Here is a 25409-nt window from a genome sequence, read left to right on the forward strand (position 1 = left end):
TGCTTACGACGCGTCTGCAAAGAGTGGCGTGGCGTGTACCGCATCGCCTTGGTAGAAGCGCTTGTACAAGCCCAACAGTTTTTCGCCGTGGGCAGCGTCTTGGTCGTCGCGCAGCACGGCGCTGGAAAAACCGCTGCGTTGCATTTGCAGCAGCTGGTCAATCAGCACATCGCCGTGGGCACGAATGTCGCCGGTGAAACCACGGCGACGCAGCACAAAGGCTTGGCTGAACGCGCGGCCATCGGTGAACTTGGGAAAGTTCAAGTCGATGCGCTCCAGACCTTCGAGGTCCAAGGTTTGTACGTCCACGTCGTTGGCCAAAGCGCGGGCGTTGGTCCCGTCTGCCGTGTGTTGGGTGATGATTTGCAAGGTCATGGCAATTCTCTTTGTGGGGTTCAGGTCGTGTGCTTAATGGGCACGCGCTGTGGTGTTGCGGGCGGCGTTGGCGGCGGCTTTGAAGTCGTCCATGCCGACGCGGTTCAGCGTGCGTGCGAAGGTTTCGCCGCTTTCGCGCTTGTCGCGGTACACGTCCAAAATGGCTTCCACCACGTCCACCACTTCGGCGGCTGCAAACGATGGACCCACCACTTTGCCGGCTTTGGCTGGGCCGCTCAAGAACGAGCCGTCCGAGCCACCGAGGGTCACTTGGTACCACTCTTGGCCGTCTTTATCCACGCCCAAGATGCCGATGTGGCCGCTGTGGTGATGGCCGCATGAGTTGATACAACCGCTGATGTGCAAGTCGATTTCGCCCAAGTCAAACAACTCGTCGAGGTCTTGGTAGCGCTCGGTGATGGCGGCAGCGATGGGCAACGAACGGGCGTTGGCCAAGGCGCAGTAGTCGCCACCCGGGCAGGCAATCATGTCGGTCAACAAGTGCACATTGGCGCGGGCAAAGCCTGCGGCTTTGGCGGCTTGGTACAAGTCGGCCAGTTGGTCAATGCGCACCCAAGGCAGTACCAAGTTTTGGTCGTGGTTCACACGCACTTCACCTGAACTGAATTTGTCGGCCAAGTCAGCGGCTGTGGCGAGTTGGTCGGCCGTGGCGTCGCCTGGGGCTTGGCCCAAGCGCTTGAACGACAAGGTGACCACACGCAGGCCTGGGTTTTGGTGGCTGGTGACGTTTTGTTGCAACCAGCGCGTGAACTCTTTGTCGGCGCGGGCTTGAGCCAACAAGGCTTGTTCGGCTTTTTCTTGGGCCTCATCAGACACCACATCGACAGGCGGCATCACAAAGCAAGCCGTCACACGGTCCAACTCAACCTGAGGGATGGTGTGGTGCGCACCGCTTTCCAAGATGCGCTCGTATTCGGCTTCGACTTCGTCAAAGTAGCGTTGGCCTTCGGCCTTCACCAAAATTTTGATACGGGCTTTGTAGATGTTGTCGCGACGACCCCAGCCGTTGTACACGCGCACCACAGCTTCGAGGTAGTTGATGATTTGGTTCCAAGGCAAGAACTCACGAATCACGGTGCCCGTGATGGGCGTGCGGCCCATGCCACCGCCAACCAACACTTGGAAGCCCGCTTCGCCTTCGTCGTTGCGCAACACGCGCAAGCCCACGTCGTGCCAAGCGATGGCGGCGCGGTCTTCGTTGGAGCCCGTGATGGCGATCTTGAATTTACGCGGCAGGTAAGCGAACTCGGGGTGCAAGGTGCTCCACTGGCGCAGCACTTCGGCGTAGGGGCGTGGGTCGACTTCTTCGTCCACCGCAATACCGGCACGCTCGTCGCTGGTGATGTTGCGAATGCAGTTGCCGCTGGTCTGAATGCCGTGCAAGTTGACGCTGGCCAACAGCTCCATCACTTCTGCGCTTTTGTCCAACGGAATCCAATTGAACTGCACGTTTTGACGGGTGGTGAAGTGACCGTAGTTGACCGTCAGCTTGGGGGCGTCAATGCCGCCAATTTTGTCTTGGGTGCTTTGCGCACGGGCCAGCAATTCGGACGATGGGGTGTCGTAATCGCGGGCAATTTGCGACAACACGCGCAGCTGGGCGCTGTTGAGTTCGCCATAAGGCACGGCCACGCGCAGCATGGGGGCGTAGCGCTGCACGTACCAGCCGTTTTGCAAACGCAGGGGACGGAACTCGTCGTCGGCCAATTTGCCTGCGAGGTTGCGGGTCAGTTGGTCGCGGTATTGCGCGGCGCGGGCTTTGACAAACTGCTGATCGAAGTCGGTGTATTGGTACATCTAAAACTCAGGCAAAAAATTAAGCGAAAACCAATTTGCTGCCGGCCCAAGCCAGCAAGACAGAAAGGATGGAGCGAATCACCCGCTCAGGCGTTTTGTGCATCAGCCGTGAGCCCACCCAGATGCCGGGCAAAGAGCCCGCCAACAAGAGCGACAACAACGACCAATCCACCGAGCCCAATGAGGCATGGCCCAAACCGGCGACCAAAGTCAGTGGCACGGCATAGGCAATGTCTGCAGCCACGATGCGGGCCAAAGGCAATTGCGGGTAGAGGATCATAAGCACCGTCACGCCGATGGCGCCAGCGCCCACGGAGGTGAGGGTCACCAAGGTGCCGATCACGGCACCAAACAGCACGGGCAGGGCCCAATGACGGGGTTGGGTGGCGGCGTTCAGGTTCTCTTCGGCCAGCACGACAGGGGTTTGTTTGCCGCGAATTACCTTGAACAACATGGCGCTGGCGGTCAACAACAACGCCAACCCCAACGTGAAGGTCATGACTTTTTGCACGACAGGGTCAGAGGGGCCCACGTTGTGCAGCACCCACAGCGTCAAGGCCGATGCGGGCAGGCTGCCTGCACACAAAGCCATCACCACGCGCCAAGGCACCAAACGCTGTCGGGCAAAGCTGAACGTGCCGCCAGCCTTGGTGAAGGCTGCGAACAACAAATCGGTGCCCACCGCCATGTAGGGCTTGACGCCAAAGAAGAAAATCAAAATAGGCGTCATCAGCGAGCCGCCGCCCACGCCTGTCAAGCCGACGATCAGACCTACAAAGAAACCGGCGAAGATAAAACCAAAATCATGCATGGCACGGACTGTAGGGGGTCTTTATGCCAAAACCAACGATTTCTTAGTTGTACATATATGCTTTATTGGAATAAGGCAGGTTTGGCGGGGCACCAAGCCCGTTCTCAAATCATGGAAAATCACCCGTATGACTGAACCTACCAACCGCCCCGAATTGCCTGACCGCCTGTCTGTTGACCCGCGCAGCCCCCATCACATCGCCGCCGTGTTTGAGCACGACATTGGCATCCGTTTCAACGACAAAGAGCGCTTTGACGTGGAGGAATACAGCATCAGCGAAGGCTGGGTTCGCGTGCCTGTTGCCAAAACCCGCGACCGCAAGGGCAACCCGCTGGTCATCAAAATCAAAGGCAAGGTGGAAGCGTTTTACAAATAAACCGCCTCCCGCATGCGCAAAAGGGGCTGACACCGTTGGGGGTCAGCCCCTTTTTTCTTGCATTTGAAAATTTAAGCAAATATTAATATATTTGCTATATATAATTAATTTTTAAATTGAAAATTACATGAAAAAATTTACTTTAGCTTTGGTTGTTGTTTTGGCAGGATGCGCCTCCCCCACCGTTGTGCAAACGATCAAGCCCGGTGATATGGGTTTAACTTGCCCACAATTGCAGAATGAATATTCAGATGCAGAGCGTTTCAAAAAAGAAGCAGACGCTGAAAAGGGTGTGACCGGTGGAAACGTTGCCCGCCTGCTTTTTTGGCCAGCGATCGTTGGCACGCACATGAACGCGAATGAGGCCATTTCAGCCGCCGAAAATCGCAAAGTTCACCTCACAAACATGATGATGCAGCAGAAGTGCGAATTGCCACGCTAATCCGTCACCACGTTTCCATTTGAGAAAACCCTCACGACGTCACTGTCGTGAGGGTTTTTATTTGCGCGGACGCGTTCAGTATTGCTTGTAAGGCAAAAACTTGCCCGACAACACCACATTCACGCGGTCGCCTTTGGGGTCGGGCTGGCGCTCAATGTCCATCGAGAAGTCGATGGCGCTCATGATGCCGTCACCAAACTCTTCGTGAATCAGCTCTTTGATGGTGGTGCCGTACACGCTGACGATCTCGTACCAGCGGTAGATCAAGGGGTCGGTGGGCACCGGCGTGGGCAGCGAACCTTTGTAGGGCACCACTTGCAGCCACTTTTGTTCTTCGGCGTTGAGGCCAAAGATCTTGCCGATGATTTTGGCTTGTTTGGCATCCAAGGTCATTTGTCCCAAGCAGGCGGCAGTGGTCCACTCTTTGGACAGGCCCACTTTTTTGGCCACGTCTTCCCACTTGATGCCTTTGGACACTTTGGTGCCGATGATTTTCTCTGTCACGTCGTTGCGGTTCATATGCAGATCTCCTGAAGTTTTAGAAAAATTAATGCGCTTTGGCGCGGCTGATTAAAAAGTCGACGATGTGGTTACGCAGCGGGTAGTAGCCGTCGATGTGGTGCAACTCGGAACGGGTGCGCCAACGCGGCAGGGGGTTGACCACCACCTCCGCAATGCCGCCAGGCTTGTAGCCCTCGGGCGTGTCTGCGCCGTTGCTCATGAGCAAAATGCGGTCGGCCAGCAAAATGGCTTCGTCCACATCGTGGGTGATCATGAAGACCGTTTGTCGGGTGTCGCGCACGATGCCCATCAATTCGTCTTGAATGGTGCCTCGCGTCAGCGCGTCCAAGGCGCCAAAGGGTTCGTCCAACAACAGCATCTTGGGCTCGATGGCAAAGGCACGCGCAATGCCCACACGTTGCTTCATGCCACCCGACAGTGCCGACGGTTTTTTGTCGATGGCGTGGTTCAAACCCACCAAGTCGACAAACTTTTCCACATGCACATTGATGGCTGCTGCTGACTTTTCGGGCCACTTGGAGCGCACGGCAAAGGCGATGTTTTGGCGCACCGTCAGCCAAGGCATCAGGGCGTGGCCTTGAAACACCACGCCGCGGTCGAGGCTGGGCCCATCGACCACGCGCCCGTCCATGAAGACATGGCCTTCGCTGGCTTGGTCGAGTCCGGCCAGCACATTCAAGATGGTAGTTTTGCCGCATCCGGAGTGGCCGATGATGCACACGAATTCACCTTGGTCCAGGCTGAACGACACATCGGCAAACACGGGGCGATCCAGCGCGTAGGCCTTGCCCAAACGCTCGATTTGCAAAAATTTACCTGCAGCGGTGGTGTTATTCAACATAGGTCACCGCCTTTTGCAGTTGGCCAAAAGCCATGTCGAGCAGCATGCCCACCACGCCAATGACCAAGATGGCAAAAATCACATTGGTCAGCGACAGGTTGTTCCACTCGTTCCACACAAAGTAGCCAATGCCTGTGCCGCCCACCAGCATTTCAGCCGCGACGATGACCAGCCAAGCAATGCCCATGCTGATGCGCATGCCCGTCAAGATGGTGGGTGCGGCGGCTGGCAAGATCACCAAAAATGCTTTGCGCAGGGGGTTCACTTCCAGCGTCAGCGCCACGTTGAGCCACTCGCGTTTCACGCTGGCCACACCAAAAGCTGTGTTGGTCAACATGGGCCAGAGTGAGCAAATGAAGATCACAAAAATCCCGGAGGTGGTGGAGTCTTTGATGGTGTAGAGCGCCAAGGGCATCCATGCCAAGGGCGAGATGGGTTTGAGCACCTGAATGAAAGGGTCAAACGCCTTGCGCAGCAGCGGTGACATGCCAATCACAAAGCCCAAAGGAATGGCGACCAAGCAGGCCAGACCAAAACCCAGTCCGACGCGCAGCAGCGAGTGCCCGATTTGGATGGCAATGCCTTTGTCGTTGGGGCCGTTGTCGTAAAACGGGTTGGACAAATGCCCCCACGCGGTCTCGCCCATTTGCCCCAAGGTGGGGAAACCGACGCTCTTGGCCGAGGCGGTGTCTTTGCCCATCATCTTGGCGTATTCCTGTTGCTCGGCCGTCAGCGTGCTGGTGGCTGCAACGGGCGCGCTGGCTGTGGTGGTGGCCAAATGCCAGAGCCCCAAAATGCTCAAGAAGATGCAGGCAGAAACCACGCCCGCTCGGAGGTTCAACGACGCTTTGATCGCCATCTCAGCTCACCTTGCGGATCGGAAAGCTCTTGGCGTATTCGGCGGCTTTGGCGGCATCGAACTCGCGGCCCATGATCTTGAACTTGGGGTAAGCGCCGTCGGGCACTTTTTGATCCAGTTCTTTCATGCGCTTTTTGGCATCGGTCAGCATGAACACTTTTTCTGCGATTTGCTTGTAGTTGACTTCGCCTTTGATGTAGCCCCAACGTTGCATTTGCGTGAGCATCCACACGCCCATGCTTTGCCACGGCATGGGGTCAAAGTCGGCGCGATTGGGCACGTTTTGGATGTTGCCCAAACCGTCGGCAAACTTGCCCGTCAACACTTGGGTCAGCACGGCTTCGGGTTGGTTTAAATAGGCTTGAGGTGCAATCACTTTGGCGATCAACTCGCGGTTTTCTGCTTTGCGTGCCATGGCCGCAGAGGTCAGCACGGCGCGGTAAAGCGCCGCAAAGGTGTTGGGGTTCTTTTCGATGAACTCGGTGCTTGTGCCAAAGGCGCAGCAGGGGTGACCGTCCCACAAGTCTTTGGTCAGCAGGTGGATGAAACCGGCTTCTTCGTACACCGCACGTTGGTTGAACGGATCGGGGCCCAAGAACCCGTCGATGTTGCCCGCACGCAAGTTGGCCACCATTTCGGCAGGAGGCACCACACGGATTTGCACATCCGTGTCGGGGTTCAAGCCCGCTTCTGCCAAGTAATAGCGCAACAGCAGGTTGTGCATGGAGTAGTCAAACGGCACTGCCAGTTTGAAGCCTTTCCAATTCTTGGGGTCGCGGTTGTTTTTGTGTTTGAGCGCGAGGGTGATGGCTTGACCGTTCACGTTTTGAATCGTCGCCACGTTCATCGGTGTGGCGTTGGAACCCAGCCCCATGCTGATGGCCAATGGCATGGGCGACAAAAAGTGTGTGGCGTCAAACTCTTTGTTGAGCATCTTGTCGCGAATCAAGGCCCAGCCTGCTGTTTTGGTCACCTCAACGTTGAGGCCTTGTTGTTTATAAAAGCCCAAGGGGTGCGCCATGATGAGTGGCGTGGCGCAAGTGATTGGGATGAAACCAATTTTTAAATCACGTTTTTCCAAGGTGCCTTTGTCTTGCGCCATCGCTTGCAAGCTCGCCACGGGCAATACGCTGGCAATCGCCGCCATGGCTGTGGCATTGCCGACCGCACGCAAGAAGTTGCGGCGCACCGCATCCTGTGGAAACAGCGACTTGATCAGCGAGGCTTCGACAAACTCGTTGCTGTAGGCCTCAAACTCATCGGTCAGGCTGCGTTCTTTGAGCACTTGAATGGCTTGTTGCGCATTCAGCTCCTTCGTGTGTTCTGCCACCGAGTGGTTGCGGCCGCAGCCACACTTCATCAGCAACGGACGATCCGCGTCGTAGGGCGAGAAGAACTCATTCATGTCAGCACCTTGCAAAAGTAGTCATGTCTATGACATAGCAAGTGCTGGGCCAGTGCTGTGGCGCTTTAAGACGGCGTTTTTCGCGCCATGTTGGTGCTTTCAGGCGTGGTGCACGCGAATGGCGCGTGTCACTCACTCATTTGGTGTGTGCTGCTTTCTAAGTGGTGTGACAGCTGCGCCGTGATGTCGGTAAACAACGGCCGCAGGTGCGGCACCTTGTTGCAGCATTGGTCGCTGAGGTGCTGCAAGGCTTGGCAAATGGCTGTATTTTTTGGGCTGTCGTGGCGGGTGTCGCCATGGGCCAGCAGTTCGGCTAACAAGTGACCAAAGGCGCAAACTTCTAGCCGTTGTAGGGCGTGAGCGAGGTCGATGTGTGTGGGATCAAAGAAGCCTGTTGCACCAAAGTCGCCCAACAAAGCGTGCCCATCGGCGGTGCACAAGATGTTATGGGCATACAGATCGCCGTGGGTCAGTCCGCATTGGTGCAAGTGCCGTGCTGCCGAAGCCACACCGTGGGCCAAATGCAACAACGCAGGCAGTGTCACCCGTGTATCGGGCGCGTACACATCGCGGGTGCACGAGGCCAAGCTGGGGGCGCCGGCCAAGTTTTGAAACTGCCGAGCCACCAAGGGCATGGCCAAAGCTTGTTTGCCCTCGGGGTGATGGGTCACGGGCGCATGCACAGCGACCAAGTTGGGGTGGGTGCCCGCATGCAAGCTGGCGGCCATTTCGCTCAAGGGCAAGCCATCGCTGGTGAGGGCACCTTTGAACACCTTGACCGCAACCTGCGTTGCTGCTTGCGCTGCATGTGTTTCAGGCTGTTGCCAGTTTGCGCGGTAAATCAAGCCCGATGCGCCTTCGCCCAGCAACTCTTGAAGCTCTAAGTCGGTCCAATCGATGGCGCGTGCGGCGGCATTGGCCAGCGCCGAGGCTTCGAGGTCCGCGCACAACGGGTTACCCGCAAACGCGAGCCAGCTCAGGCGCGGCAGGTTCAGCAGCCACGCGGGTAATGCTGTGAATTGGTTGGCCGAGATGCGCAGCAACGCCAACTGGTGCAAATTCGCCATCGTGTCGGGCAAGTGGCTCAAACGGTTGCCAGCCAGCATGAGTTTTTGCAGATCGGTGCAGTGGCCCAGTTCAGCGGGCAAGGTGTCGATGTGGTTGTCCGTCAAGATCAGCCAGCGCAGACGCGGCGGCAGCGCCTGTGCAGACACATGGCGAATGCGGTTGGCTTTGAAGCCCACCATCGTGAGGTGTGGGCACTGGCCCAAGACTTCGGGCAATTCGGTGAACGGGTTGTCCGAACAAAAGATCACTTGCAACTTGTGCAAGCGCGGCAAGTCGTCGGGCAGGGCGGTGAGTTGGTTGCCTGACAAGTCCAAAATTTCCAGCGTGTCAGCCAGATCAAAAATTTCTGGCGGAAACGTTGTCAAGCCCTCTCGCAATTGCAGTCGGGTGATGCCTTGAAGTGCTCCGGCGCGGAGTTGAGCGAGGGTGTGCACGGCCAACGCTTCAAAGTGGCAGTGTCTTGATGGCCAAGCCGATGAAGGCGCACACGCCAATCACTTGCATCACGCTGCGTTTGTAGTGAAAGAGCGCCACGGCTGCACCCACGGCGATCAAGGCCGAGCGCCAGTCAAAGCCCATGCACAGCGGGTCCTGCCATTGGCAGCTGCTGAGCGTTTGCGCCTCTGCACTGCCAAAGCCTTGCGGCCACAGCAAGTGGTAGCCAAAGAACAGGGCCAAGTTCAGCACCACGCCCACCACGGCGGCGGTGATGGCGGTGAGGGGGGCGGTGAACTTGAGGTTGCGGTGCGTGCTCTCGATCAGCGGGCCACCCGCCAAAATGAAGATGAACGAGGGTAAAAAGGTGAACCACGTCACCAAACACGCGGCCAGTGCCCCAGCGGCAAACAAGTTGTCAGGCCCCAACAGCGCTTTGAGGTAGCCGCCCACAAACGCGACAAAGGCCACCACCATGATCAGCGGGCCGGGCGTGGTTTCGCCCAAAGCCAAGCCGTCCATCATGTGGGTGGGCGTGACCCAGCCAAAGCGATCCACCGCGCCTTGGTACACATAGGGCAACACGGCGTAGGCGCCGCCAAAGGTCAGCAAGGCCGCTTTGGTGAAAAACCAGCCCATTTGGGTGAAGGTGTGGCCCCAGCCAAACACGGCATACAACACGCCCATGGGCACGCTCCACAACACCGCACCTGCCACCAGCACTTGCATCAAGCCCGCCCAGCTGAAGTGCGCGTGGTCGGGCGTGGGGGTGTGGTCGTCAATCAGCGCAGGGCCAGACGATGTTTGGCTCGCCCCATGACCACCACCGATTTCAAAGGTGTGGGGCGACCAACGGCCACCCACATATCCCACGCACGCTGCGGCACCCACGATGAACGGAAACGGCACGTTGAGCGCAAAGATGGCCACAAACGATGCCGCTGCGATGGCCCACAACACCTGGTTTTTCAAGGCTTTAGAGCCAATGCGATGCGCCGCCTGCACCACGATGGCGGTGATCGCAGGCTTGATGCCATAAAACAAACCCGCCACCACGCTCACCTCGCCAAACGCGATGTAAACCCAAGACAGCGCGATCAAGATGAACAACGAGGGCAACACAAACAAAGCGCCCGCCACCACGCCACCCCATCGCTTGTGCATGAGCCAGCCGATGTAGGTCACCAGCTGCTGCGCTTCGGGGCCCGGCAGCACCATGCAGTAGTTCAGGGCGTGGAGAAAGCGGCGTTCAGAAATCCAGCGGCGTCGCTCCACCAGCTCTTGGTGCATGATGGAAATCTGCCCCGCAGGTCCCCCAAAGCTGATGAAACCCAGCTTGAGCCAAAACCAAAAGGCTTGGGCCAAGCTCACGGGGGGCGGGGGCGATGTCGGGGTGGGGGTCATTGTTCAGCCTTGGGTTTGAACCGAGCCGCCTCTAAAAACTTGGCCAATCTGGCTTCAACGGGCAGGGGTTCACCGTGCCATTGTGCAGCCAGCAACTCGCCGCACAGCAACGCCAGTGTCAAGCCGCGCGAGCCCATGGCTGTGTTGAGGTACAGGCCCTCGGGTGCGTTGTGAACACGTCCGGTCATGGGCAGTCGGTCATGCACGCCGCAGCGCACACCGGCCCAGCCGCGCACGCGTGCGGCATCGCTGCCGACCGTGGCAAACAAGGGCGCGAGCGTGGCGGCCGTGTCGGGGTGAAGGGCTTGCAGGCGTGCGAAGTTGTCGGCGTGGTCGCTGTCTGACAACAACGCTTCGGTTTGCAGGCGGTCGTAGGTGGAGCCGACAAACCACGCGGGGCCCTCTTCGGTGGGCACGCTGTGCACAAACGCGCCATTGCCGTTCACGGGCGTGGCTGGCCATGGCGTGCCCTTGGGGAAATCAGCCATCAGTCCCCACGAGATTTGGCCGCGCAAGGGGTTGATGCGTGGGCTGCTGCCGTCTGTGGTGGCGGTGGCCACCAAGGCCGCAGAACCCGGGCCTGCGGCGACGACCACGCGGCTAGCCTGCGCCAACACGTTGCCTGCTTGCAGCACTTGCCATGATGCGGCGTTTGGGGTGGTGTTGCCGATCGCCGTGCCATCGGGATGGCTTGTGACGTGCTTCAAGGCATCGGGTTTGGCGTGGCCTTGCCATCGGATGTTGGGGTGGTCGAGCAGCGCGCGCACCAGTTGGGCAGGCCGCAGCCAAGCGCCTTTGGCGTGCCAATAGGCATCGTCAGGCGCGGGGGGCGGCGCTTTGTGGGTCCAGTCTTGGGCCACCTCGGCGTGTTCATTCAGCCAACTCAAAGGCACGCCGCCGCGCCGAGTTTTGCCGGGCAAACGGCGCTCGAGCACGCCTGTGGGCGACCAGTCGGTGCCTTCGGTCAACCACGTTTGCAAGGTGTGGCGCATCAAGCGCACGCCAGCACGGGTGAGGCGCGAAACCGCGCTGTCGTCGTGGGAGGTGTGGGGCGCAATCACGCCCACCGGCAAGCCTGAGGCGCCTGCGGCGGGTGCGTGGCCGGCATCGAGCACGGTCACTTGCCAGCCACGTTCGGCCAAGGCGCGTGCGGTGCCTGCGCCCGAAATGCCCGAGCCAATGAGGGTGACAGTGCGGTCGGTTTCAGGGCCTAAATTGGCAGGGGGCAAGCAAGGCCCCGTGGGGTGCTGGCGCAGCAGTTCGGCAAACTCCGGCGAATCGCCGATGCACAGCGTGAGCGTGACGTGGCCTTGTGCAAAGCGCAGTCGGTGCATGCCCGGCAGCAAGCCCCAGCATTGGTCAGCCACTTGTTGTGCCAGGCCCATTGGGTCGGCAACTGCTGCGCGACACGCTGTATGAACTGATTCAGCCGTGTGGCAGTGCGCCAACACATGCAAATGCCGAGGACGCTGCGGGTCCAGTGTCCATGCGTGCCAAGTGGCTAAAAAAGCGGGGAGGTCTAGGTGGGCTTGCGCCACGCACCAGCTGGCGTGGCCTTGCCAAGCGTGGGCGTGCGAAGCTTGTGGCAGCGAGGGCGTCACGCCCAATCAGGCGCTGGGGGGGACGTAGCCTTGCACGGCGTCAGCGCCGTCGCCGAAGAAATGGTTTTCCATTTGGCGCTTGAGGTAGTCGCGGGCACGTTGGTCGGCCAAGTTCAGGCGGTTTTCGTTCACCAACATGGTTTGCTGCTTCATCCATTCGGCCCAAGCTTGTTTGCTGACCGATTGCCACAGGCGTTTGCCCAGCTCGCCTGGATAAGGCGGGAAGTCGAGGCCTTCAGCTTCGGTGCCGAGTTTGATGCATTGAACAGTGCGTGCCATGGTGATTTTTCTTTAAATAAACGTTGCAATTGGGGACGGACTGTAGCAATTTTTCAGTGCCCGTTTGACGGGCAGGGGCTCACAGCACGTTGAAATGGTGGGTGCCGTCGCGGCCCAGTTGTTCCACCAAGCCAAACTCCCAGTCCAAATAGCCTTGCATGGCGGCCACGGGGTTGTCGGTGCCCTCGTACGGACGGCGGTAGCGGTCAATGCGCTCGGCGCCGAGTTGGTGTTCGCCGGTTTGCAGTTTGTTGCCCGAGTACTCCCACGCTTGGTTGCCGCCTTGCAGCAGCAGCACTTCGACTTCGGGCTTGAGCAAGGCTTTGATATCAGCCACGGCATAGCGGCTCAGGCTGCCGTTGGTGCAGGTCAGCACATAGCGGTTGCCTTTGTAGGCGCGCTTCAAACTTTCTGCCAATTGCGAGCGCAGTGCCCACCACGCGCTGTGGATATGGCCTTTGACAAATTGGGCGCTGGGGCTGAAGTCCAACACGATGGTGTGGCTGTTGCGGTCGGCCAGCCATTCTTTGAGTTGTGCGGGTGTGGCGTAAGGTGCCGACGCCACAGGCTCGGGCAATGGGTGTTTGGCGATGCGGTTGTTGAAATCAGCGGGTGTCGCGCCTTGCAGCACCGCCACGTCCCAGCCCATTTGGGCCAGCCAAGAGGCCGACATGTTGGCGCGAACACCGTCGGTGTCGCAGAGCACCAAGCGTGCGCCGCGCACGGCGGCTTGGTGGTCGGTTTCTTGGACCAATTGGCCACCGGGTGCGCTGCGTGCGCCAGGAATGTGTCCTGCCGAGAATTCTTCGGGCGTGCGCACGTCAAACAAGTACGTGGTGCGTGTGGCGTCGGCCAGCCAAGCGCGTACCTCGTCCAATGACACGCGTTTGACGCCTGCACGGATGGCCACCGATTGAGCAATGGCGGCTGATTTTTGGCGGTTTTCTTCGCTCACCTCAGGAAAGCGTTGGTTGGCGCCTTTGATGAGTTCTTGGCCCGCCAGCGTCCAGCCGATGGTGCCGTTGCGCAGGGCCGTGACGGGGTTGGGAATGCCCGCGTTGATCAGCGACTGTGTGCCAATGATGCTGCGGGTACGGCCCGCGCAGTTGACCACGATGCGTGTGGCCGGATTGGGGGCCAGCGTGCGCGCACGCAGCACCAGTTCGGCGCCCGGCACGCTGATGCCGGTGGGGATGCTCATGGTTTGGTACTCGTCAAAACGACGTGCGTCCATGACCACCAAATCGGCGTTGGCATCGATCAAGGCCTTGACTTGCTGGGCCGACAACGACGGCGTGTGGCGCTTGGACTCAACCAACTCGCCAAACGATTTGCTGGGCACGTTGACATCGCGAAACAGTTCACCGCCCGCGTTGTGCCAGCCTTGCAGGCCACCGGCCAGCAGCGTGACGTGGGTGTACCCCAAGCGGCGCAGCATGCGGGCGGCAGGCAGCGCCAAGTCGTCGCCTGTGGGCGAGTCGCCGTAGACCACGATGGTGGTGTTGCGTCGCGGAATGCGCGCCCATGCCTCCAGCTCAATGCGGCCCAAGGGCATGTTGGCGGCAAACAGGGGGTGGGCTTGCGCGAACGGGTCTTCCTCGCGCACGTCCAAAATAGCAATTTCGTCACGGTTCAGCAGCGTTTGGCGAATGTCGGCGAAGGTGCGTTCCGCAAACTCGGGGGTCACCGTCTCTGCTTCTTCAATTTCGCTGCGTGTCGCGTTGCTGTAGCCTGAGATGAACGTCTTTTCTGTGCCGTCTTCCAAAAACACATGGCGGCTGACTTTGCCAATGTTGGCGCCGTACACATGAATGCTGATGGAGGGCTGGTCAGCCAAGGCGTTCCACACGCGGTGCACATCGCCAATCGTGGGTGACACGGCTTCAACGTGCCCCGCTTCGATGCGCGTTTGTGGACCGCTGGCCACCCAATGGCCTTGCTCGTTTTTGGCAAAAGGTTGCGCCAACTCGGCACCACGCAAGACACCCACCAAGCCCCACACCGTGTGGTCATGGATGGGCGTCGATTGGCCGGGGCCCCACACAAAACTCACCACCGAAAAACGGTCTTGTGGATCGGCATACAACAGGTACTGTTGGTAGCGTTCGGGGCTGGGTTGGGCAAAGGCGTCGGGAAGCCAATCGTCTTTTTTGAGCAAATCTTCGAGCAGCGCTTGGCCGTGCTTCAAGCGCGTAGGTTCATCCGTGTGCATCGCAAGCAGCGCATTCAACTGCGTGACGAAGTACTGCAAATCGGGTATTTGTGCGAGAGAGGGCAAGCTGAGCGTCATGGGGTAATTGTTTCACAGCGACAATGTGAAACTTGTCATTGAGGAGTTGTGAATGACCTTAGAACTTTTGAATCAGCCCCGTCGTGTGTGGTGGTTGATGTTTGCCACCTGCGTGGGGTTGCTCTCATTTGGCTTGTATTTGCAACACGTCGTGGGCTTAGAGCCTTGCCCCATGTGCATCGTGCAACGTTACGCCATGATTCTGGTCGGTTTGCTGGCGCTTTTGGGCGCTTGCTTGTCGGGACGCAAAACCAGTTTGATCGTCGGCAGTTGGCTGGTGGTGTTGTCGGCCGGAGGCGCTTATGTGGCGGCGCGTCAAAGTTGGTTGCAGTGGTACCCGCCCGAGGTGGTGTCGTGCGGCCGAGACTTCTACGGCATGATCGAAACCTTTCCGCTCAAGCGCGCCATTCCCATGATCTTCAAAGGCGGCGGCGACTGCGCCAAGGTGGACTGGACCTTCTTGGGGGGCTCGATTGCCAATTGGTCGTTTGTGGCCTTCACCGGCATGGCCTTGCTGGCGCTGCTGACCACTTGGCGAGCCTTGCGGGCCGAGCCTGATGTTGGCGATGACGGCGTGTCAGACGCCAGCGGTGACATCAGCGCAGAGGCTGACGCCGACGACAAAAAAGACGATGTGCCTTTTATAGGTGCTTGACCAGCACCAAGCTCTTGCGGTCCCAGTTGTACTTGCGCTTGCGCGCTTCGGGCAACCACTCGGGATCGACCTGCACAAAACCGCGCTTCAAGAACCAATGCTTGGTGCGCGTGGTCAACACAAACAAACTCTTGAGTCCTTTGTTGCGCGTGCGTTGTTCGATGCGCTTCAAGATCTTTTCACCGTCCCCTTGGCCTTGCGACTGGGGTGACACGGTGAGTGCCGCCATTTCGGCCGTTTTGGCTTCGGGGTAGGGGTACAGGGCGGCGCAGGCGAAGATCACGCCGTCGTGCTCGATGACGGTGTATTGGCCCACATCGCGCTCAATCTCGTTGCGGTCGCGCTTGACCAAGGTGCCGTCTTTCTCAAACGGCTCAATCAGCTGCAAGATGCCGCCCACGTCTTCGTGTGTGGCTTCGCGCAATTCTTCGAGTTTCTCGTCCACCACCATGGTGCCGATGCCGTCGTGCATGTACACCTCCAGCAGCAGCGCGCCATCCACCGCAAACGGCAAGATGTGGCTACGCTCCACGCCCGTCTCGCAGGCTTTGACGCAATGCTGCAGGTAAAAGGCAATGTCTGAGGGGTTGGAAGTGGCGGGCAGGGTGGCTAGCAGCTTTTTGGCGGCGTCCAGTGGCAGCTCGGTGTCGATGGGGTTGTCTTCGCTCGCAGGTTCTGCGGGGTGGATGCGAATGCCCGGCGTCTCGGTGACAAAAATCAGTTTGTCGGCTTGCAAGGCGGTGGCGACTGAGGTGGCCACTTCTTCCATGGTCAAGTTGAACGCTTCGCCGGTGGGTGAGAAGCCAAACGGCGAGAGCAACACCATCGAGCCCGCCGCAAGCGTTTGCGTGATGCCCGCCACGTCCACCTTGCGCACCAGCCCAGAGTGCTGGAAGTCCACGCCGTCCAAAATGCCCACGGGGCGCGCGGTGATGAAGTTGCCCGAAATCACCCGCACGGTGGCGCCTGCCATGGGTGTGTTGGGCAGGGCTTGGCTGAACGCGGCTTCAATTTCATAGCGCAGTTGGCCCGCGGCTTCTTGCGCGCAGTCGAGCGACACGCTGTCGGTGATGCGCATGCCGTGCGAGTACTGCGGCACATGGCCTTTGGCAGCCAGCTGTTCGTTCACCTGCGGGCGAAAGCCGTGTACCAGCACAATGCGCACGCCCATGCTTTGAATGAGCGCCAAGTCTTGCGCCAAGTTCGGCAGCTTGCCAGCGGCAATCGCTTCGCCAGCAATGCCCACCACAAACGTCTTGCCACGGTGCATGTGGATGTAGGGCGCCACGGAGCGAAACCAAGGTACAAATGTGAAATCGAAAACAGCGGACATGGCGTGTGGGGGTAAAGAGGATGCCAGCTGGGTCGGGCTGGGATAATTGCGGATTGTCACCCAAGTTATCGCCTGTTTTGTCTAACCCCTCAAAGCCGAATTCACCGCCAAATTCACTGCCGCACTCTCCCCAGTCACCTTTGACGCCTGTGGCCCAGCCCGTCCGCGTGCCTCAGCCGTTGAAGATTGAGTTTCCGGAGGGCTTGCCCGTCTCTGCGCGGCGCGACGAAATCATGGCAGCCATGCAGGCGCACCAAGTCATCATCGTGTGTGGCGAAACGGGTTCGGGCAAGACCACGCAGCTTCCCAAGATGGCGCTGATGCTGGGGCGCGGGCAGGGCCGCGAGTTGGGCCCTCATCCCAAGCCCGGCCAGCGCAAACAAATCATTGGCCACACGCAGCCACGCCGCATTGCCGCGAGCTCGGTGGCCAAGCGCATTGCCGAAGAGCTCAACACCCCCTTGGGCGATGTGGTGGGTTTCAAGGTGCGCTTTCAAGACCGGTTGAGCAAAGACGCCTCGGTCAAGCTGATGACCGACGGTATTTTGCTGGCCGAAACCCAAAACGACCCGCTGCTCAAAGCCTATGACACCATCATCATTGACGAGGCGCACGAGCGCAGCCTGAACATCGACTTTTTGCTGGGTTACTTGCGCGAAATCTTGCCGCGCAGACCTGATTTAAAAATCATCGTCACCTCAGCCACGATTGATGCTGATCGGTTTGCCCAACACTTCGCATCAAGCAAAGGCCCAGCGCCGGTGTTGATGGTCTCGGGCCGCACCTTCCCCGTGGAGATGCGTTACCGCCCCTTCGAAGAAAGCCGCGACTACGACCTCAACAACGCCATTTCTGACGGCGTGGACGAACTGTGGAGCAACCCCTCGCAGCAGGGCGACATCTTGGTGTTCTTGCCCGGCGAGCGCGAAATTCGCGAGGCGGCTGACCACCTGCGTGCCCACTTGAGCCACTCCCCCGTGATGCGCAGCGCGGAAGTGCTGCCCCTGTTTGCGCGGCTCTCTAGTGCTGAGCAAGACCGCGTGTTTGACACCCGCGGCGGGCGCCGCATCGTGCTGGCCACCAACGTGGCCGAAACCTCGCTCACCGTGCCCGGCATTCGCTACGTGATTGACGCAGGCAGCGCCCGTGTCAAGCGCTACAGCTGGCGCAGCAAGGTGGAGCAGTTGATGGTCGAGCCCATCAGCCAAGCGGCCGCCAACCAGCGCGCAGGCCGTTGCGGCCGTGTGGCCAACGGCATTTGCATTCGCTTGTACGACGAGGTGGATTTCAACGGACGCTCGCGTTTCACCGACCCCGAAATTTTGCGTTCATCGCTGGCCGGTGTGATCTTGCGCATGAAGGCGCTGCACTTGGGCAACGTGGAGCAGTTCCCGTTCTTGGAGGCCCCGCGACCCAAAGCCATCGCTGACGGTTATCAGTTGCTGAGCGAACTCGGTGCAGTGGACGACGACAACGAACTCACGCCCATGGGCCGTGAGTTGTCCAAATTGCCTCTCGACCCCCGCGTGGGCCGCATGATTTTGGAAGCGCGTGACCGCAACGCCTTGGACGAAGTGCTGGTCATCGCCTCGGCCCTCAGCGTGCAAGACGTGCGCGACCGCCCGATGGAAGCGCAAGCCGCTGCCGACCAAGCCCACGCCAAGTTTGACGACGACCGCAGCGAATTCAGCGGCTACCTGAATCTGTGGAAATGGCTAGAGAACTCGCGCGGTGGCAAGCCCCATGTGCCTGGGAGCGTGAAGCACCAGCTGGCCGTGAAGCAGCCTCAGAGCCAACAAGGCGCGGTCAAAGTGGGCGCCACAGGCGTACCCACTGAGCACAAGCTGAGCAACCGGCAATACGAAGCGCTGTTGCGCCAAAACTTCATCAACGTGCGCCGCGTGCGCGAATGGCGCGACACCCACACCCAGCTGTTGACGGTGGTGACCGAGCACAAATGGCGTTTGAACACCTTGCCCGCCAGCTACGAGCAATTGCATTTGTCGATGTTGGCGGGTTTGTTGGGCAACGTGGGTTGCAAGCTCGAACCCGCTGCGGGGCAAACCAGCAGCAACGAATATCTGGGCGCGCGCAGCATCAAGTTTTACCCACACCCCGGCGCGCACTTGCGCAAGAAGCCTGGGCGCTGGGTGGTGGTGGCCGAGTTGGTCGAAACCACGCGCCTGTTTGGCCGCGGCATTGCGGCCATTGAGCCGCAATGGCTGGAGCAAGTGGGCAGCCATTTGCTGAAAAAGCAATTGCTCGATCCGCATTGGGAAAAGAAGGCGGGCGAAGTCAAAGCGCTGGAACGCGCCACGTTGTATGGCTTGGTGGTCTACAACGGCCGCCGCGTGAGCTACAGCAAAGTCGACTTGGCGGGTGCGCGCGAAATCTTCATTCGCGAGGCCTTGGTGGCGGGCGAGCTGGACACCAAACTGTCGTTCTTGGCTGCCAATCAAAAGCTGATTGCGCAAGTGGAAGAGCTGGAACACAAGTCGCGCCGTCAAGACGTGTTGGTCGACGACGCGTTGATTTACGCGTTTTACGACCAACAACTGCCCGCCGAGGTGTGCGGCTTGGTGACGTTGGAGAGTTGGTACCGCGAAGAGGTGAAACGCCAACCCAAATTGCTGCACCTCACCCGCGACGAGTTGATGCGGCACCAAGCCGCGGGCATCACCACGCAGGCGTTTCCCAAAACGCTGCGCCTAGGCGGTGTGGACTGCGCGGCCGACTATTTGCACGAACCCGGCGATGCCAAAGATGGCCTGACCGTGACCGTGCCCCTGTTTGTGCTGAACCAAGTCAGCGAAGAGCGCGCCGAGTGGCTGGTGCCTGGCATGCTGAATCAAAAAATTCATGCCTTGCTCAAAACCTTGCACCAACGGCCTCGCTCGCGCTTGGTGCCTTTGCCGGAGAGCGCCGCCCGCTTCACTGAGACCTTGTCGACAGACGTGGCGTTTGGCGCTGGCCCTTTGGTGGATGCTTTGCTCAAGCTGGTGCGCGATGCCACGCAAGTGGACGTGAAGCGCGCCGACTTCAAACTCGACATGCTGGCGCCGCACCTGTTCATGAACTTTCGGGTGGTGGACGAGCACGGGCGGCAAATGGGCCATGGCCGCAACTTGGGCGCGTTGAAAGCCGAGTTGGGCAGCCAAGCGCGTGGCGCGTTTCAGGCGCTGGCGGCGCTGAAAGGCGTGGGCACCTTGTCGGTGGCGTCTGACGCGACGGCTGCGGGTCAAGGCGCGGCGGCTTCGCCAAGCGCGTCGGGGCAGGGCGCTGCTGAGTCGGTGCGTGGCACGGCGAACGCCTTGCGCGGTGGGGCTGGCGCATCAGGCGCGGGCAAAAAGGCAAGCCCTGCCGAGCAGCGTTACACCACATGGAGTTTTGGCGAGTTGCCCGAGCTGATGGAAATCACCAAAGGCAACCAAACCCTCATTGGCTTTCCGGCCTTGGTGGATGTGGGCGACGCCGTGTGCATCGAGGTGTTTGACGAGCCTGAAGTGGCCGCCACTAAGCACCGCGCGGGCCTGCGCCGTTTGTTTGCCATGCAGATCAAAGACGCGCTCAAGTACCTTGAGAAAAACTTGCCGGACCTGCAAAAAATGGCGGTGGCTTATATGAGCTTGGGAACAAGCGACGAGCTCAAGCAGCAAATATTGGATGTCGCTTTGGACCGCGCTTTCTTGCTCGACCCACTCCCAACCAGCGAGGCCGAATTCAAACGCCGCCTCGAAGAAGGCCGTGGCCGACTGACGCTGATCGCCAACGAAATAGCCCGCTTGGCCAGCACCGTGCTGACCGAGTTTGCAGCGGCCAGTCGCAAAGTGAAAGACACCAAAATCAGCCCTGACAGCGTGGCCGATGCCGCACAACAGTTGCAGCGCTTGGTAGGCAAACGCTTCATCGCCGACACGCCCTACACACAGCTGCAGCACTTTGCGCGTTACCTCAAAGCCGTGGTGCTGCGCCTAGACAAACTGCGCGCCGATGCCGCACGCGACGCGGCCAAACTGGCCGAGCTCAAACCGCTGGACCAAAAATATTGGCGCTTGGTGGCCGAGCGCAAAGGCGTGACCGATGCGCGCATGCAAGAGTTCAGATGGCTACTGGAAGAGCTGCGCGTGAGCTTCTTCGCGCAAGAACTGCGCACGCCCCAGCCGGTGAGTGTGAAGCGGTTGGAGAAGGCTTGGGGGCAGTTGAGTTATTGAGGGTCTGTGGCACTTATCCATCTCCATTAATTGCCACTCTCACTCGAACTCACTGCCATCGCCTTCGCGTTTTGCAGGCGCGTCTCTTCCACCAAAAAATCAAGAAACACCCGTGTGCGTTGCGGAATAAATTTTCGGCTGGGCAGTGCCGCATACATCATCAAGCGTCCCGTGATCCAAGGTGCCAGCACACGCACCAGTTCGCCTCGGCTCAGGTAAGGCGCCACGATGTCCATGGCGACCGAGGTGATGCCCGTTCCGTCCAGTGTGGCGCGCAGCAGACTGTCGGTGTGGTTGGCGATCAGCACGGGTTGAATGTCGATGTCTAGCGGTTGGGTGGGGTTTTCGGGGCACCACATGCGCCAAAGGCGAGATCTGCTGTTTGGCATTTTTTGGGCCAAGCATTCATGCTGAACCAGATCTTCGGGGCGTTGTGGTGTCCCTTGGCGCTTGAGGTAGGCAGGGGAGGCCACCAAGATGGCTTCCGACTCAATCACTTTGCGCGCCACCACGTCGGCATCAAAGCTGTCATCGGTGCCGAGTAAGGTGATGTCAAAGTCCTCAATCGGTGGTTCACGCATCGACGCGACTTCCAGTTCGATGAAAATTTTGGGATGGCGTTTACGAAACTCTGCCACCAGCGGTGCGATGACATAACTCGCCAGCACGGGGGGCGCGTGCAGACGCAGCAGCCCCGCCAATTCGGTGGTTTGAGAGTGAGCCACGGCGTCAGCCTCATCAATGTCTTGCAGGATGTTGCGCACGCGGCTGAGGTATTGCAGGCCCGCATCGGTCAGCGACAGACGGCGCGTGGAACGCTGCAACAAGCGTGTGCCCAGATGCTCTTCTAGGTCAGCCACCAGACGCGTCACCACGGGGGGCGACATGTCCAGCGCGCGCGCTGCGGCAGAAAAGCTGCCTTCATTCGCGACGCGTTCGAACACGCGCATCGACAGCAAACGGTCCATCAAAAGCTCCAAACCCAAATTTCAAGGGTTTGATTATTTCTGATTTAGGAATGAGGGTGTGTTTATTTTGCTATTTTTCTATTGAATTAGAAATTTTAAAGTTCACCCATCGATGCAGCGCTTCCAACCAAAGCCTCACCGACCTGGCCATCCGCCAAGTCATTCCGACAGGCAGGCCATTCTTTTAACTTGAAGGAAACCTGATCATGAACCGTTCTTACCTCTCCGCCATCGCCCTTACCGTGGCTGCACTCGCTGCCGGTCAAGCCATCGCTGCCGATGCCACTGTGGGTAAAACCCGTGCGCAAGTGAACGCTGAATTGGCCGAAGCGATTCGCACGGGCGACATCGTTGCCAACAGCGAAACCGGTCAAAAGGCCAACGAATTGAACCCCGGCCTGTACCCTGCCAAGCCTGTCGTTCAAGGCAACACCCGCGCCCAAGTGAAAGCCGAGTTGGCTGAGGCGATTCGCACAGGCAACTTCGTGGCCAACAGCGAAACGGGCCAAAAAGCCAACGAATTGACGCCCGGTTTGTACCCCGCCAAGCCTGCCACTCAAGGCGTAACCCGTCAGCAAGTGAAGGCTGAGTTGATGGAAGCCATTCGCACGGGCGACATCATTGCCGATGGCGAAGCGGGCAAAAAACTCAACGAGATGTACCCACAGCGTTACAACCGCGTCAACTGAGGCGCCTTGTAAACCAACACTTTCAGCGAGCGTTCGTCCGACACATCCGCAAACACAGCGGGGTTGGCGACGCGCTGAACGTAGTGCAACTCAGGTGCCAGTTCTTGCATTTGATCTTGCAAGAACGCCAAGCCCAACTCGGGGGCGTTGAGGCACAGAAGCGCATGGCCATCAGGGGCCAGCAGTTCAGGCAAACGACGCATCAAACGGGCGTAGTCTTTGGTGGCCACGAAGCTGCCTTTTTGGTAGCTGGGTGGGTCCACGATGATCAGCCCATACGGGCCGCCACGGGTGATTTTTCCCCAAGTCTTGAAGATGTCGTGACCCAAGAAGCTGGCACCTGTGGTGAGGCCATTGAGTTGGTGGTTTTGCTGGCCAATGGCTAAGGCGCCTTGGCTCATGTCCAAGTTCATCACGCTTTTGGCACCGGCTTGCAGCGCCACGACCGAGAAGGCGCTGGTGTATGCAAACAGGTTGAGGACTTTGAGTTTGGGGTGTGCAGCCACATGGTCGCGCACCCATTGGCGCCCTTGCGCCATGTCCAGAAATAAGCCGTGGTTTTGGCCCTTGAGCACATGCACCCGAAAGCGAGCGCCTTGCTCGGTGACCACATGGGGTTCGGGCACGCTGCCCGTCATGAGGCGCGTTTCGGCTTGGCTGTCGTGTCGGCATTGAAACACCCAGTTCAGAGGCTGATCAGGGGCGAGTTGCTGCCAGCGTGCCGTCAAAGCGTCATGCACAGCGGCTAATTCGGCTTCACTGGCGGGCTGAAAGCTGGTCAGTACAAAGACGGGTGGAAAGGCGTCGAGTGCCCAATGTTCGCAGCCTGGGTACAAGCCGCCCCGACCGTGAAATACCCGTTGGGCATCGGTGGGCAGGGCCATCGTGGCGATGGCGTTGAGCAAGGCTTGCATGTGTTTTTTAATCTCGCATGGGCCCTGTTTGGGCCAGTAAGTACAACGCTTCCCACAAAGCCGTGGGCTGTTTTTTGTTGTTTTTGAGGGTGCTTGGCACGACGTAGCGGTGACCGGCAGGCAACAAGTGCAACTGCAAACCCAGCATTTCTAGTTTTTCTTCTGAACTGATGAGGTCGAAGTTGCTCTGCATTTTGCGAGGGTCGACCAAGGTGACGGCACCGCGTCCGACCACTTCGATGGATTGCCCACGCTCGATGACCAGCGCGGTGTCTTCGTCAATGCCCACACCCAACAAATCGGGGCGTTGTGCCAAGGCGGAGAGCAAGCGGCTCAGGCGTTGTCGTTGCGAAAAATGTTGGTCAATGATGGCGTTGGCGATGAAGCCCAAACCAATGTCCATTTGCACCAAGTCTTTTTCGGGGTTGGGCTTCACGCTGCCTTGGGCCAGCATTTGCCGTGACATCACGGCCGCGCCCGCGCTGGTGCCCGCAATGCATGCCCCCTTGAGGTGAAAGGCGCGGTGCATGGCTTTTGCTGCGGGCGACTCCCACAGGCATTCCATCAGTCGGTTTTGGTCGCCGCCGGTCATGAAGATCCCATCGGCCTCGGCGAGCTGTCGAATCACTTCGGGGTTGGATGCATCGTCGCGGGTGAGCAAGGGCACCAACTCGCAATCGGTGGCACCAAGGTCTGCGAACACGGCTTGGTAGCTGGCCCACGATACATCAGGAAATCCGCTGGCTGCTGTGATGAATTTGATGCGTGCGTTTTTGCCCCCGCTGAGGCTGAGGAATCTCCGAAGGATGACGCGGTCTTGCTGGCGATCTTCCGCGCCGCCGATGATGACCAAGTGGCCATGACGGCTGGGTTGGGCGGCGCAAGAAATAGGCAGCAAGGCAGAGCCCAGCAGCAGGCTCAGCAGTTGGCGTCTGTTGTGCAGCAAGGTCACAGTCGTGCCAAACGGCCCAGTGCGAGTTTCAAGGTTTCGTCTTTCTTGGCAAAGCAAAAGCGCACCACCCGTTGGTCAAAGCCATCGGCATAAAACGCGGAGAGTGGGATGGCGGCCACGCCAATTTCGGTGGTCAGCCATTTGCAGAAGTCGGCTTCGCTCAAGTCTTTTTCAGGCACGGCCAGTTTGTCGATGCGCACGCACTGAAAGTAGCTGCCTTGGCCCGGCAACAGCTCAAACTTGGTGTTGGCCAAACCGGCGCGGAACAGGTCGCGCTTGGCGCTGTAAAAGGCAGGAAGTTGTAAATAGGGTTGCGGGTCTTTGAGGTAGTTGGCCAAGCCATATTGCACCGGCGTGTTGACGGTGAACACGTTGAATTGGTGCACCTTGCGGAACTCGGCGCTGTACGCCGCAGGGGCGGCCACGTAGCCAATTTTCCAGCCCGTGACGTGGAAGGTTTTGCCAAAGCTCGACACGATGAAGGCGCGGTCGGCCAAGCCTGGGAAGCTCGAGGCACTGAGGTGCTGCATGGGCGCGTAGACCATGTGCTCGTACACCTCGTCGCTGATAAGCACGATGTTGGTGGGGGCCAATAGCTCTTGCAGCTTGAGCATTTCTTCGCGCGTCCACACCATGGCGCTGGGGTTGTGTGGGCTGTTGACGATGATGGCGCGGGTCTTGGACGTGATGGCTGCGGCGATCTTGTCAAAGTCGGGGCGGAAGGTGCCAGGGGTGAGCGGCACACGCACGGCCACGCCGCCAGCCATGTCGATGTTGGGGATGTAGCTGTCGTAGCAGGGCTCCAACACGATCACCTCGTCACCCGCGCGCACGATGGCCAAGATGATGCTGAGGATGGCTTGGGTAGCGCCTGCGGTGATGGTGATCTCGGTGGTGGGGTCGTAGCGGTGTTGGTACAGCGATTCGATCTTGTCGGCCACGGCTTCGCGCAGCACAGCCACGCCAGTCATGGGCGGGTATTGGTTCAAGCCGTGGGTCATGGCGTCGTTGACGCATGCCACGAGCTTGTGGTCGCAGTCAAAGTCGGGAAAGCCTTGGCCGAGGTTGACGGCATTTTTTTCGGTGGCGAGCGCCGACATCACGGTGAAGATGGTGGTGCCGATTTTGGGGAATTTGGTGTCGAGGTGTGGTGTCGTCATG

21 protein-coding genes and 2 pseudogenes are annotated in these 25409 nt (G+C 59.2%); 5 read left to right on the forward strand and 18 right to left on the reverse strand.

Annotation, left to right across the window (positions count from 1 at the left end; genetic code table 11):
• Nucleotides 1-3 precede the first annotated feature (3 nt).
• The 3 genes from RMS95_RS09900 to RMS95_RS09910 are packed head-to-tail and all read right to left on the reverse strand — an operon-like array spanning nucleotide 4 to nucleotide 3004.
• Nucleotides 4-375, reverse strand: coding sequence for a DUF934 domain-containing protein (locus RMS95_RS09900; protein ID WP_310645752.1), 372 nt, complete (start codon nucleotides 373-375; stop codon nucleotides 4-6).
• A 33-nt stretch (nucleotides 376-408) separates the two neighbouring features.
• Nucleotides 409-2193 carry a nitrite/sulfite reductase gene (locus RMS95_RS09905; protein WP_310645753.1) on the reverse strand — a complete coding sequence of 595 codons (1785 nt, stop codon included), beginning with the start codon at nucleotides 2191-2193 and terminating at the stop codon, nucleotides 409-411.
• Between the two features lie 19 nt (nucleotides 2194-2212).
• Nucleotides 2213-3004, reverse strand: a complete 792-nt coding sequence (locus RMS95_RS09910) for a sulfite exporter TauE/SafE family protein (protein ID WP_310645755.1) — start codon at nucleotides 3002-3004, stop codon at nucleotides 2213-2215.
• Between the two features lie 127 nt (nucleotides 3005-3131).
• On the opposite strand from RMS95_RS09910, the gene RMS95_RS09915 reads away from it, so the two are divergent.
• Together RMS95_RS09915 and RMS95_RS09920 are read left to right on the forward strand one after the other, a co-directional pair.
• Nucleotides 3132-3380 carry a DUF3297 family protein gene (locus RMS95_RS09915; RefSeq protein ID WP_310645758.1) on the forward strand — a complete coding sequence of 83 codons (249 nt, stop codon included), beginning with the start codon at nucleotides 3132-3134 and terminating at the stop codon, nucleotides 3378-3380.
• A 127-nt stretch (nucleotides 3381-3507) separates the two neighbouring features.
• Entirely contained in the window at nucleotides 3508-3822 is a 315-nt protein-coding gene (locus RMS95_RS09920; RefSeq protein ID WP_310645760.1) for a hypothetical protein, read from the forward strand.
• A 75-nt stretch (nucleotides 3823-3897) separates the two neighbouring features.
• On the opposite strand, the gene cynS is transcribed toward RMS95_RS09920, so the two are convergent.
• From cynS to RMS95_RS09970, 10 genes and pseudogenes are all read right to left on the reverse strand, one after another.
• Nucleotides 3898-4341 (reverse strand): cyanase, encoded by a 444-nt coding sequence (gene cynS, locus RMS95_RS09925; RefSeq protein ID WP_310645762.1) that lies wholly within the window; start codon nucleotides 4339-4341, stop codon nucleotides 3898-3900.
• A 28-nt stretch (nucleotides 4342-4369) separates the two neighbouring features.
• On the reverse strand, nucleotides 4370-5185 hold the full coding sequence (locus tag RMS95_RS09930; RefSeq protein WP_310645764.1) for an ABC transporter ATP-binding protein: 816 nt from the start codon (nucleotides 5183-5185) through the stop codon (nucleotides 4370-4372).
• A complete protein-coding gene (ntrB, locus tag RMS95_RS09935) occupies nucleotides 5175-6044 on the reverse strand; it encodes a nitrate ABC transporter permease (protein ID WP_310645766.1) in 870 nt (289 codons plus the stop codon). The genes RMS95_RS09930 and ntrB overlap by 11 nt, the downstream gene beginning before the upstream one ends.
• Before the next feature lies 1 nt (nucleotide 6045).
• Nucleotides 6046-7449 (reverse strand): CmpA/NrtA family ABC transporter substrate-binding protein, encoded by a 1404-nt coding sequence (locus RMS95_RS09940; protein WP_310645768.1) that lies wholly within the window; start codon nucleotides 7447-7449, stop codon nucleotides 6046-6048.
• A 128-nt stretch (nucleotides 7450-7577) separates the two neighbouring features.
• Nucleotides 7578-8951 carry a leucine-rich repeat-containing protein kinase family protein gene (locus tag RMS95_RS09945; RefSeq protein WP_310645770.1) on the reverse strand — a complete coding sequence of 458 codons (1374 nt, stop codon included), beginning with the start codon at nucleotides 8949-8951 and terminating at the stop codon, nucleotides 7578-7580.
• 10 nt (nucleotides 8952-8961) lie between these two features.
• Nucleotides 8962-10356 carry a chromate efflux transporter gene (chrA, locus tag RMS95_RS09950; protein ID WP_310645771.1) on the reverse strand — a complete coding sequence of 465 codons (1395 nt, stop codon included), beginning with the start codon at nucleotides 10354-10356 and terminating at the stop codon, nucleotides 8962-8964.
• Nucleotides 10353-11957 (reverse strand): FAD-dependent oxidoreductase, encoded by a 1605-nt coding sequence (locus tag RMS95_RS09955; RefSeq protein ID WP_310645773.1) that lies wholly within the window; start codon nucleotides 11955-11957, stop codon nucleotides 10353-10355. Before RMS95_RS09955 ends, chrA begins: the two co-directional genes overlap by 4 nt.
• 6 nt (nucleotides 11958-11963) lie before the next feature.
• On the reverse strand, nucleotides 11964-12236 hold the full coding sequence (locus tag RMS95_RS09960; RefSeq protein ID WP_310645775.1) for an oxidative damage protection protein: 273 nt from the start codon (nucleotides 12234-12236) through the stop codon (nucleotides 11964-11966).
• Between the two features lie 79 nt (nucleotides 12237-12315).
• The gene (locus RMS95_RS09965) at nucleotides 12316-13941 is read right to left on the reverse strand and encodes a rhodanese-like domain-containing protein (protein ID WP_405023382.1); all 1626 of its coding nucleotides are present in this window, start codon (nucleotides 13939-13941) and stop codon (nucleotides 12316-12318) included.
• Between the two features lie 102 nt (nucleotides 13942-14043).
• Nucleotides 14044-14526 (reverse strand): annotated as a pseudogene (locus RMS95_RS09970) (cysteine dioxygenase); the annotation flags it as partial.
• Nucleotides 14527-14578: 52 nt separating this feature from the next.
• Between RMS95_RS09970 and RMS95_RS09975 the strand changes: the two are divergent.
• Nucleotides 14579-15073: pseudogene (locus RMS95_RS09975) on the forward strand (disulfide bond formation protein B); the annotation flags it as partial.
• A gap of 94 nt (nucleotides 15074-15167) precedes the next feature.
• Here the strand turns inward: RMS95_RS09975 and argA are convergent.
• Entirely contained in the window at nucleotides 15168-16514 is a 1347-nt protein-coding gene (gene argA / locus RMS95_RS09980) for an amino-acid N-acetyltransferase (RefSeq protein ID WP_310645777.1), read from the reverse strand.
• Between the two features lie 233 nt (nucleotides 16515-16747).
• On the opposite strand from argA, the gene hrpA reads away from it, so the two are divergent.
• Complete coding sequence (gene hrpA, locus RMS95_RS09985) at nucleotides 16748-20725, forward strand: ATP-dependent RNA helicase HrpA (protein ID WP_405023383.1); 3978 nt, start codon at nucleotides 16748-16750, stop codon at nucleotides 20723-20725.
• Nucleotides 20726-20751: 26 nt separating this feature from the next.
• Here the strand turns inward: hrpA and RMS95_RS09990 are convergent, their stop codons facing one another.
• The gene (locus RMS95_RS09990; protein ID WP_310645781.1) at nucleotides 20752-21693 is read right to left on the reverse strand and encodes a LysR family transcriptional regulator; all 942 of its coding nucleotides are present in this window, start codon (nucleotides 21691-21693) and stop codon (nucleotides 20752-20754) included.
• Between the two features lie 206 nt (nucleotides 21694-21899).
• Here RMS95_RS09990 and RMS95_RS09995 point away from each other — a divergent pair, with 206 nt between their 5' ends.
• A complete protein-coding gene (locus RMS95_RS09995) occupies nucleotides 21900-22382 on the forward strand; it encodes a DUF4148 domain-containing protein (RefSeq protein ID WP_310645782.1) in 483 nt (160 codons plus the stop codon).
• On the opposite strand, the gene RMS95_RS10000 is transcribed toward RMS95_RS09995, so the two are convergent.
• Genes RMS95_RS10000 through RMS95_RS10010 form a run of 3 tightly spaced genes read right to left on the reverse strand, consistent with a single transcriptional unit; the run spans nucleotide 22364 to nucleotide 25408 of the window.
• Nucleotides 22364-23296 (reverse strand): class I SAM-dependent methyltransferase, encoded by a 933-nt coding sequence (locus tag RMS95_RS10000; protein WP_310645784.1) that lies wholly within the window; start codon nucleotides 23294-23296, stop codon nucleotides 22364-22366. The two genes, RMS95_RS09995 and RMS95_RS10000, sit on opposite strands and share 19 nt — an antisense overlap.
• Nucleotides 23297-23303: 7 nt before the next feature.
• Nucleotides 23304-24242 (reverse strand): cyanophycinase, encoded by a 939-nt coding sequence (locus RMS95_RS10005; protein ID WP_310645786.1) that lies wholly within the window; start codon nucleotides 24240-24242, stop codon nucleotides 23304-23306.
• A 2-nt stretch (nucleotides 24243-24244) separates the two neighbouring features.
• Nucleotides 24245-25408 carry a pyridoxal phosphate-dependent aminotransferase gene (locus RMS95_RS10010; RefSeq protein ID WP_310645788.1) on the reverse strand — a complete coding sequence of 388 codons (1164 nt, stop codon included), beginning with the start codon at nucleotides 25406-25408 and terminating at the stop codon, nucleotides 24245-24247.
• Between the last annotated feature and the right edge of the window lies 1 nt (nucleotide 25409).

It is taken from the genome of Limnohabitans sp. (genome assembly GCF_031539175.1).
Taxonomy (GTDB): domain Bacteria; phylum Pseudomonadota; class Gammaproteobacteria; order Burkholderiales; family Burkholderiaceae_C; genus Limnohabitans.

Coding starts and splice junctions, on each gene's coding strand:
- RMS95_RS09900 (WP_310645752.1), bottom strand. CDS start 375: ATGACCTTGCAAATCATCACCCAACACACGGCAGACGGGACCAACGCC.
- RMS95_RS09905 (WP_310645753.1), bottom strand. CDS start 2,193: ATGTACCAATACACCGACTTCGATCAGCAGTTTGTCAAAGCCCGCGCC.
- RMS95_RS09910 (WP_310645755.1), bottom strand. CDS start 3,004: ATGCATGATTTTGGTTTTATCTTCGCCGGTTTCTTTGTAGGTCTGATC.
- RMS95_RS09915 (WP_310645758.1), top strand. CDS start 3,132: ATGACTGAACCTACCAACCGCCCCGAATTGCCTGACCGCCTGTCTGTT.
- RMS95_RS09920 (WP_310645760.1), top strand. CDS start 3,508: ATGAAAAAATTTACTTTAGCTTTGGTTGTTGTTTTGGCAGGATGCGCC.
- cynS (WP_310645762.1), bottom strand. CDS start 4,341: ATGAACCGCAACGACGTGACAGAGAAAATCATCGGCACCAAAGTGTCC.
- RMS95_RS09930 (WP_310645764.1), bottom strand. CDS start 5,185: ATGTTGAATAACACCACCGCTGCAGGTAAATTTTTGCAAATCGAGCGT.
- ntrB (WP_310645766.1), bottom strand. CDS start 6,044: ATGGCGATCAAAGCGTCGTTGAACCTCCGAGCGGGCGTGGTTTCTGCC.
- RMS95_RS09940 (WP_310645768.1), bottom strand. CDS start 7,449: ATGAATGAGTTCTTCTCGCCCTACGACGCGGATCGTCCGTTGCTGATG.
- chrA (WP_310645771.1), bottom strand. CDS start 10,356: ATGACCCCCACCCCGACATCGCCCCCGCCCCCCGTGAGCTTGGCCCAA.
- RMS95_RS09960 (WP_310645775.1), bottom strand. CDS start 12,236: ATGGCACGCACTGTTCAATGCATCAAACTCGGCACCGAAGCTGAAGGC.
- argA (WP_310645777.1), bottom strand. CDS start 16,514: ATGTCCGCTGTTTTCGATTTCACATTTGTACCTTGGTTTCGCTCCGTG.
- hrpA (WP_405023383.1), top strand. CDS start 16,748: ATGGCAGCCATGCAGGCGCACCAAGTCATCATCGTGTGTGGCGAAACG.
- RMS95_RS09990 (WP_310645781.1), bottom strand. CDS start 21,693: ATGGACCGTTTGCTGTCGATGCGCGTGTTCGAACGCGTCGCGAATGAA.
- RMS95_RS09995 (WP_310645782.1), top strand. CDS start 21,900: ATGAACCGTTCTTACCTCTCCGCCATCGCCCTTACCGTGGCTGCACTC.
- RMS95_RS10000 (WP_310645784.1), bottom strand. CDS start 23,296: ATGCAAGCCTTGCTCAACGCCATCGCCACGATGGCCCTGCCCACCGAT.
- RMS95_RS10010 (WP_310645788.1), bottom strand. CDS start 25,408: ATGACGACACCACACCTCGACACCAAATTCCCCAAAATCGGCACCACC.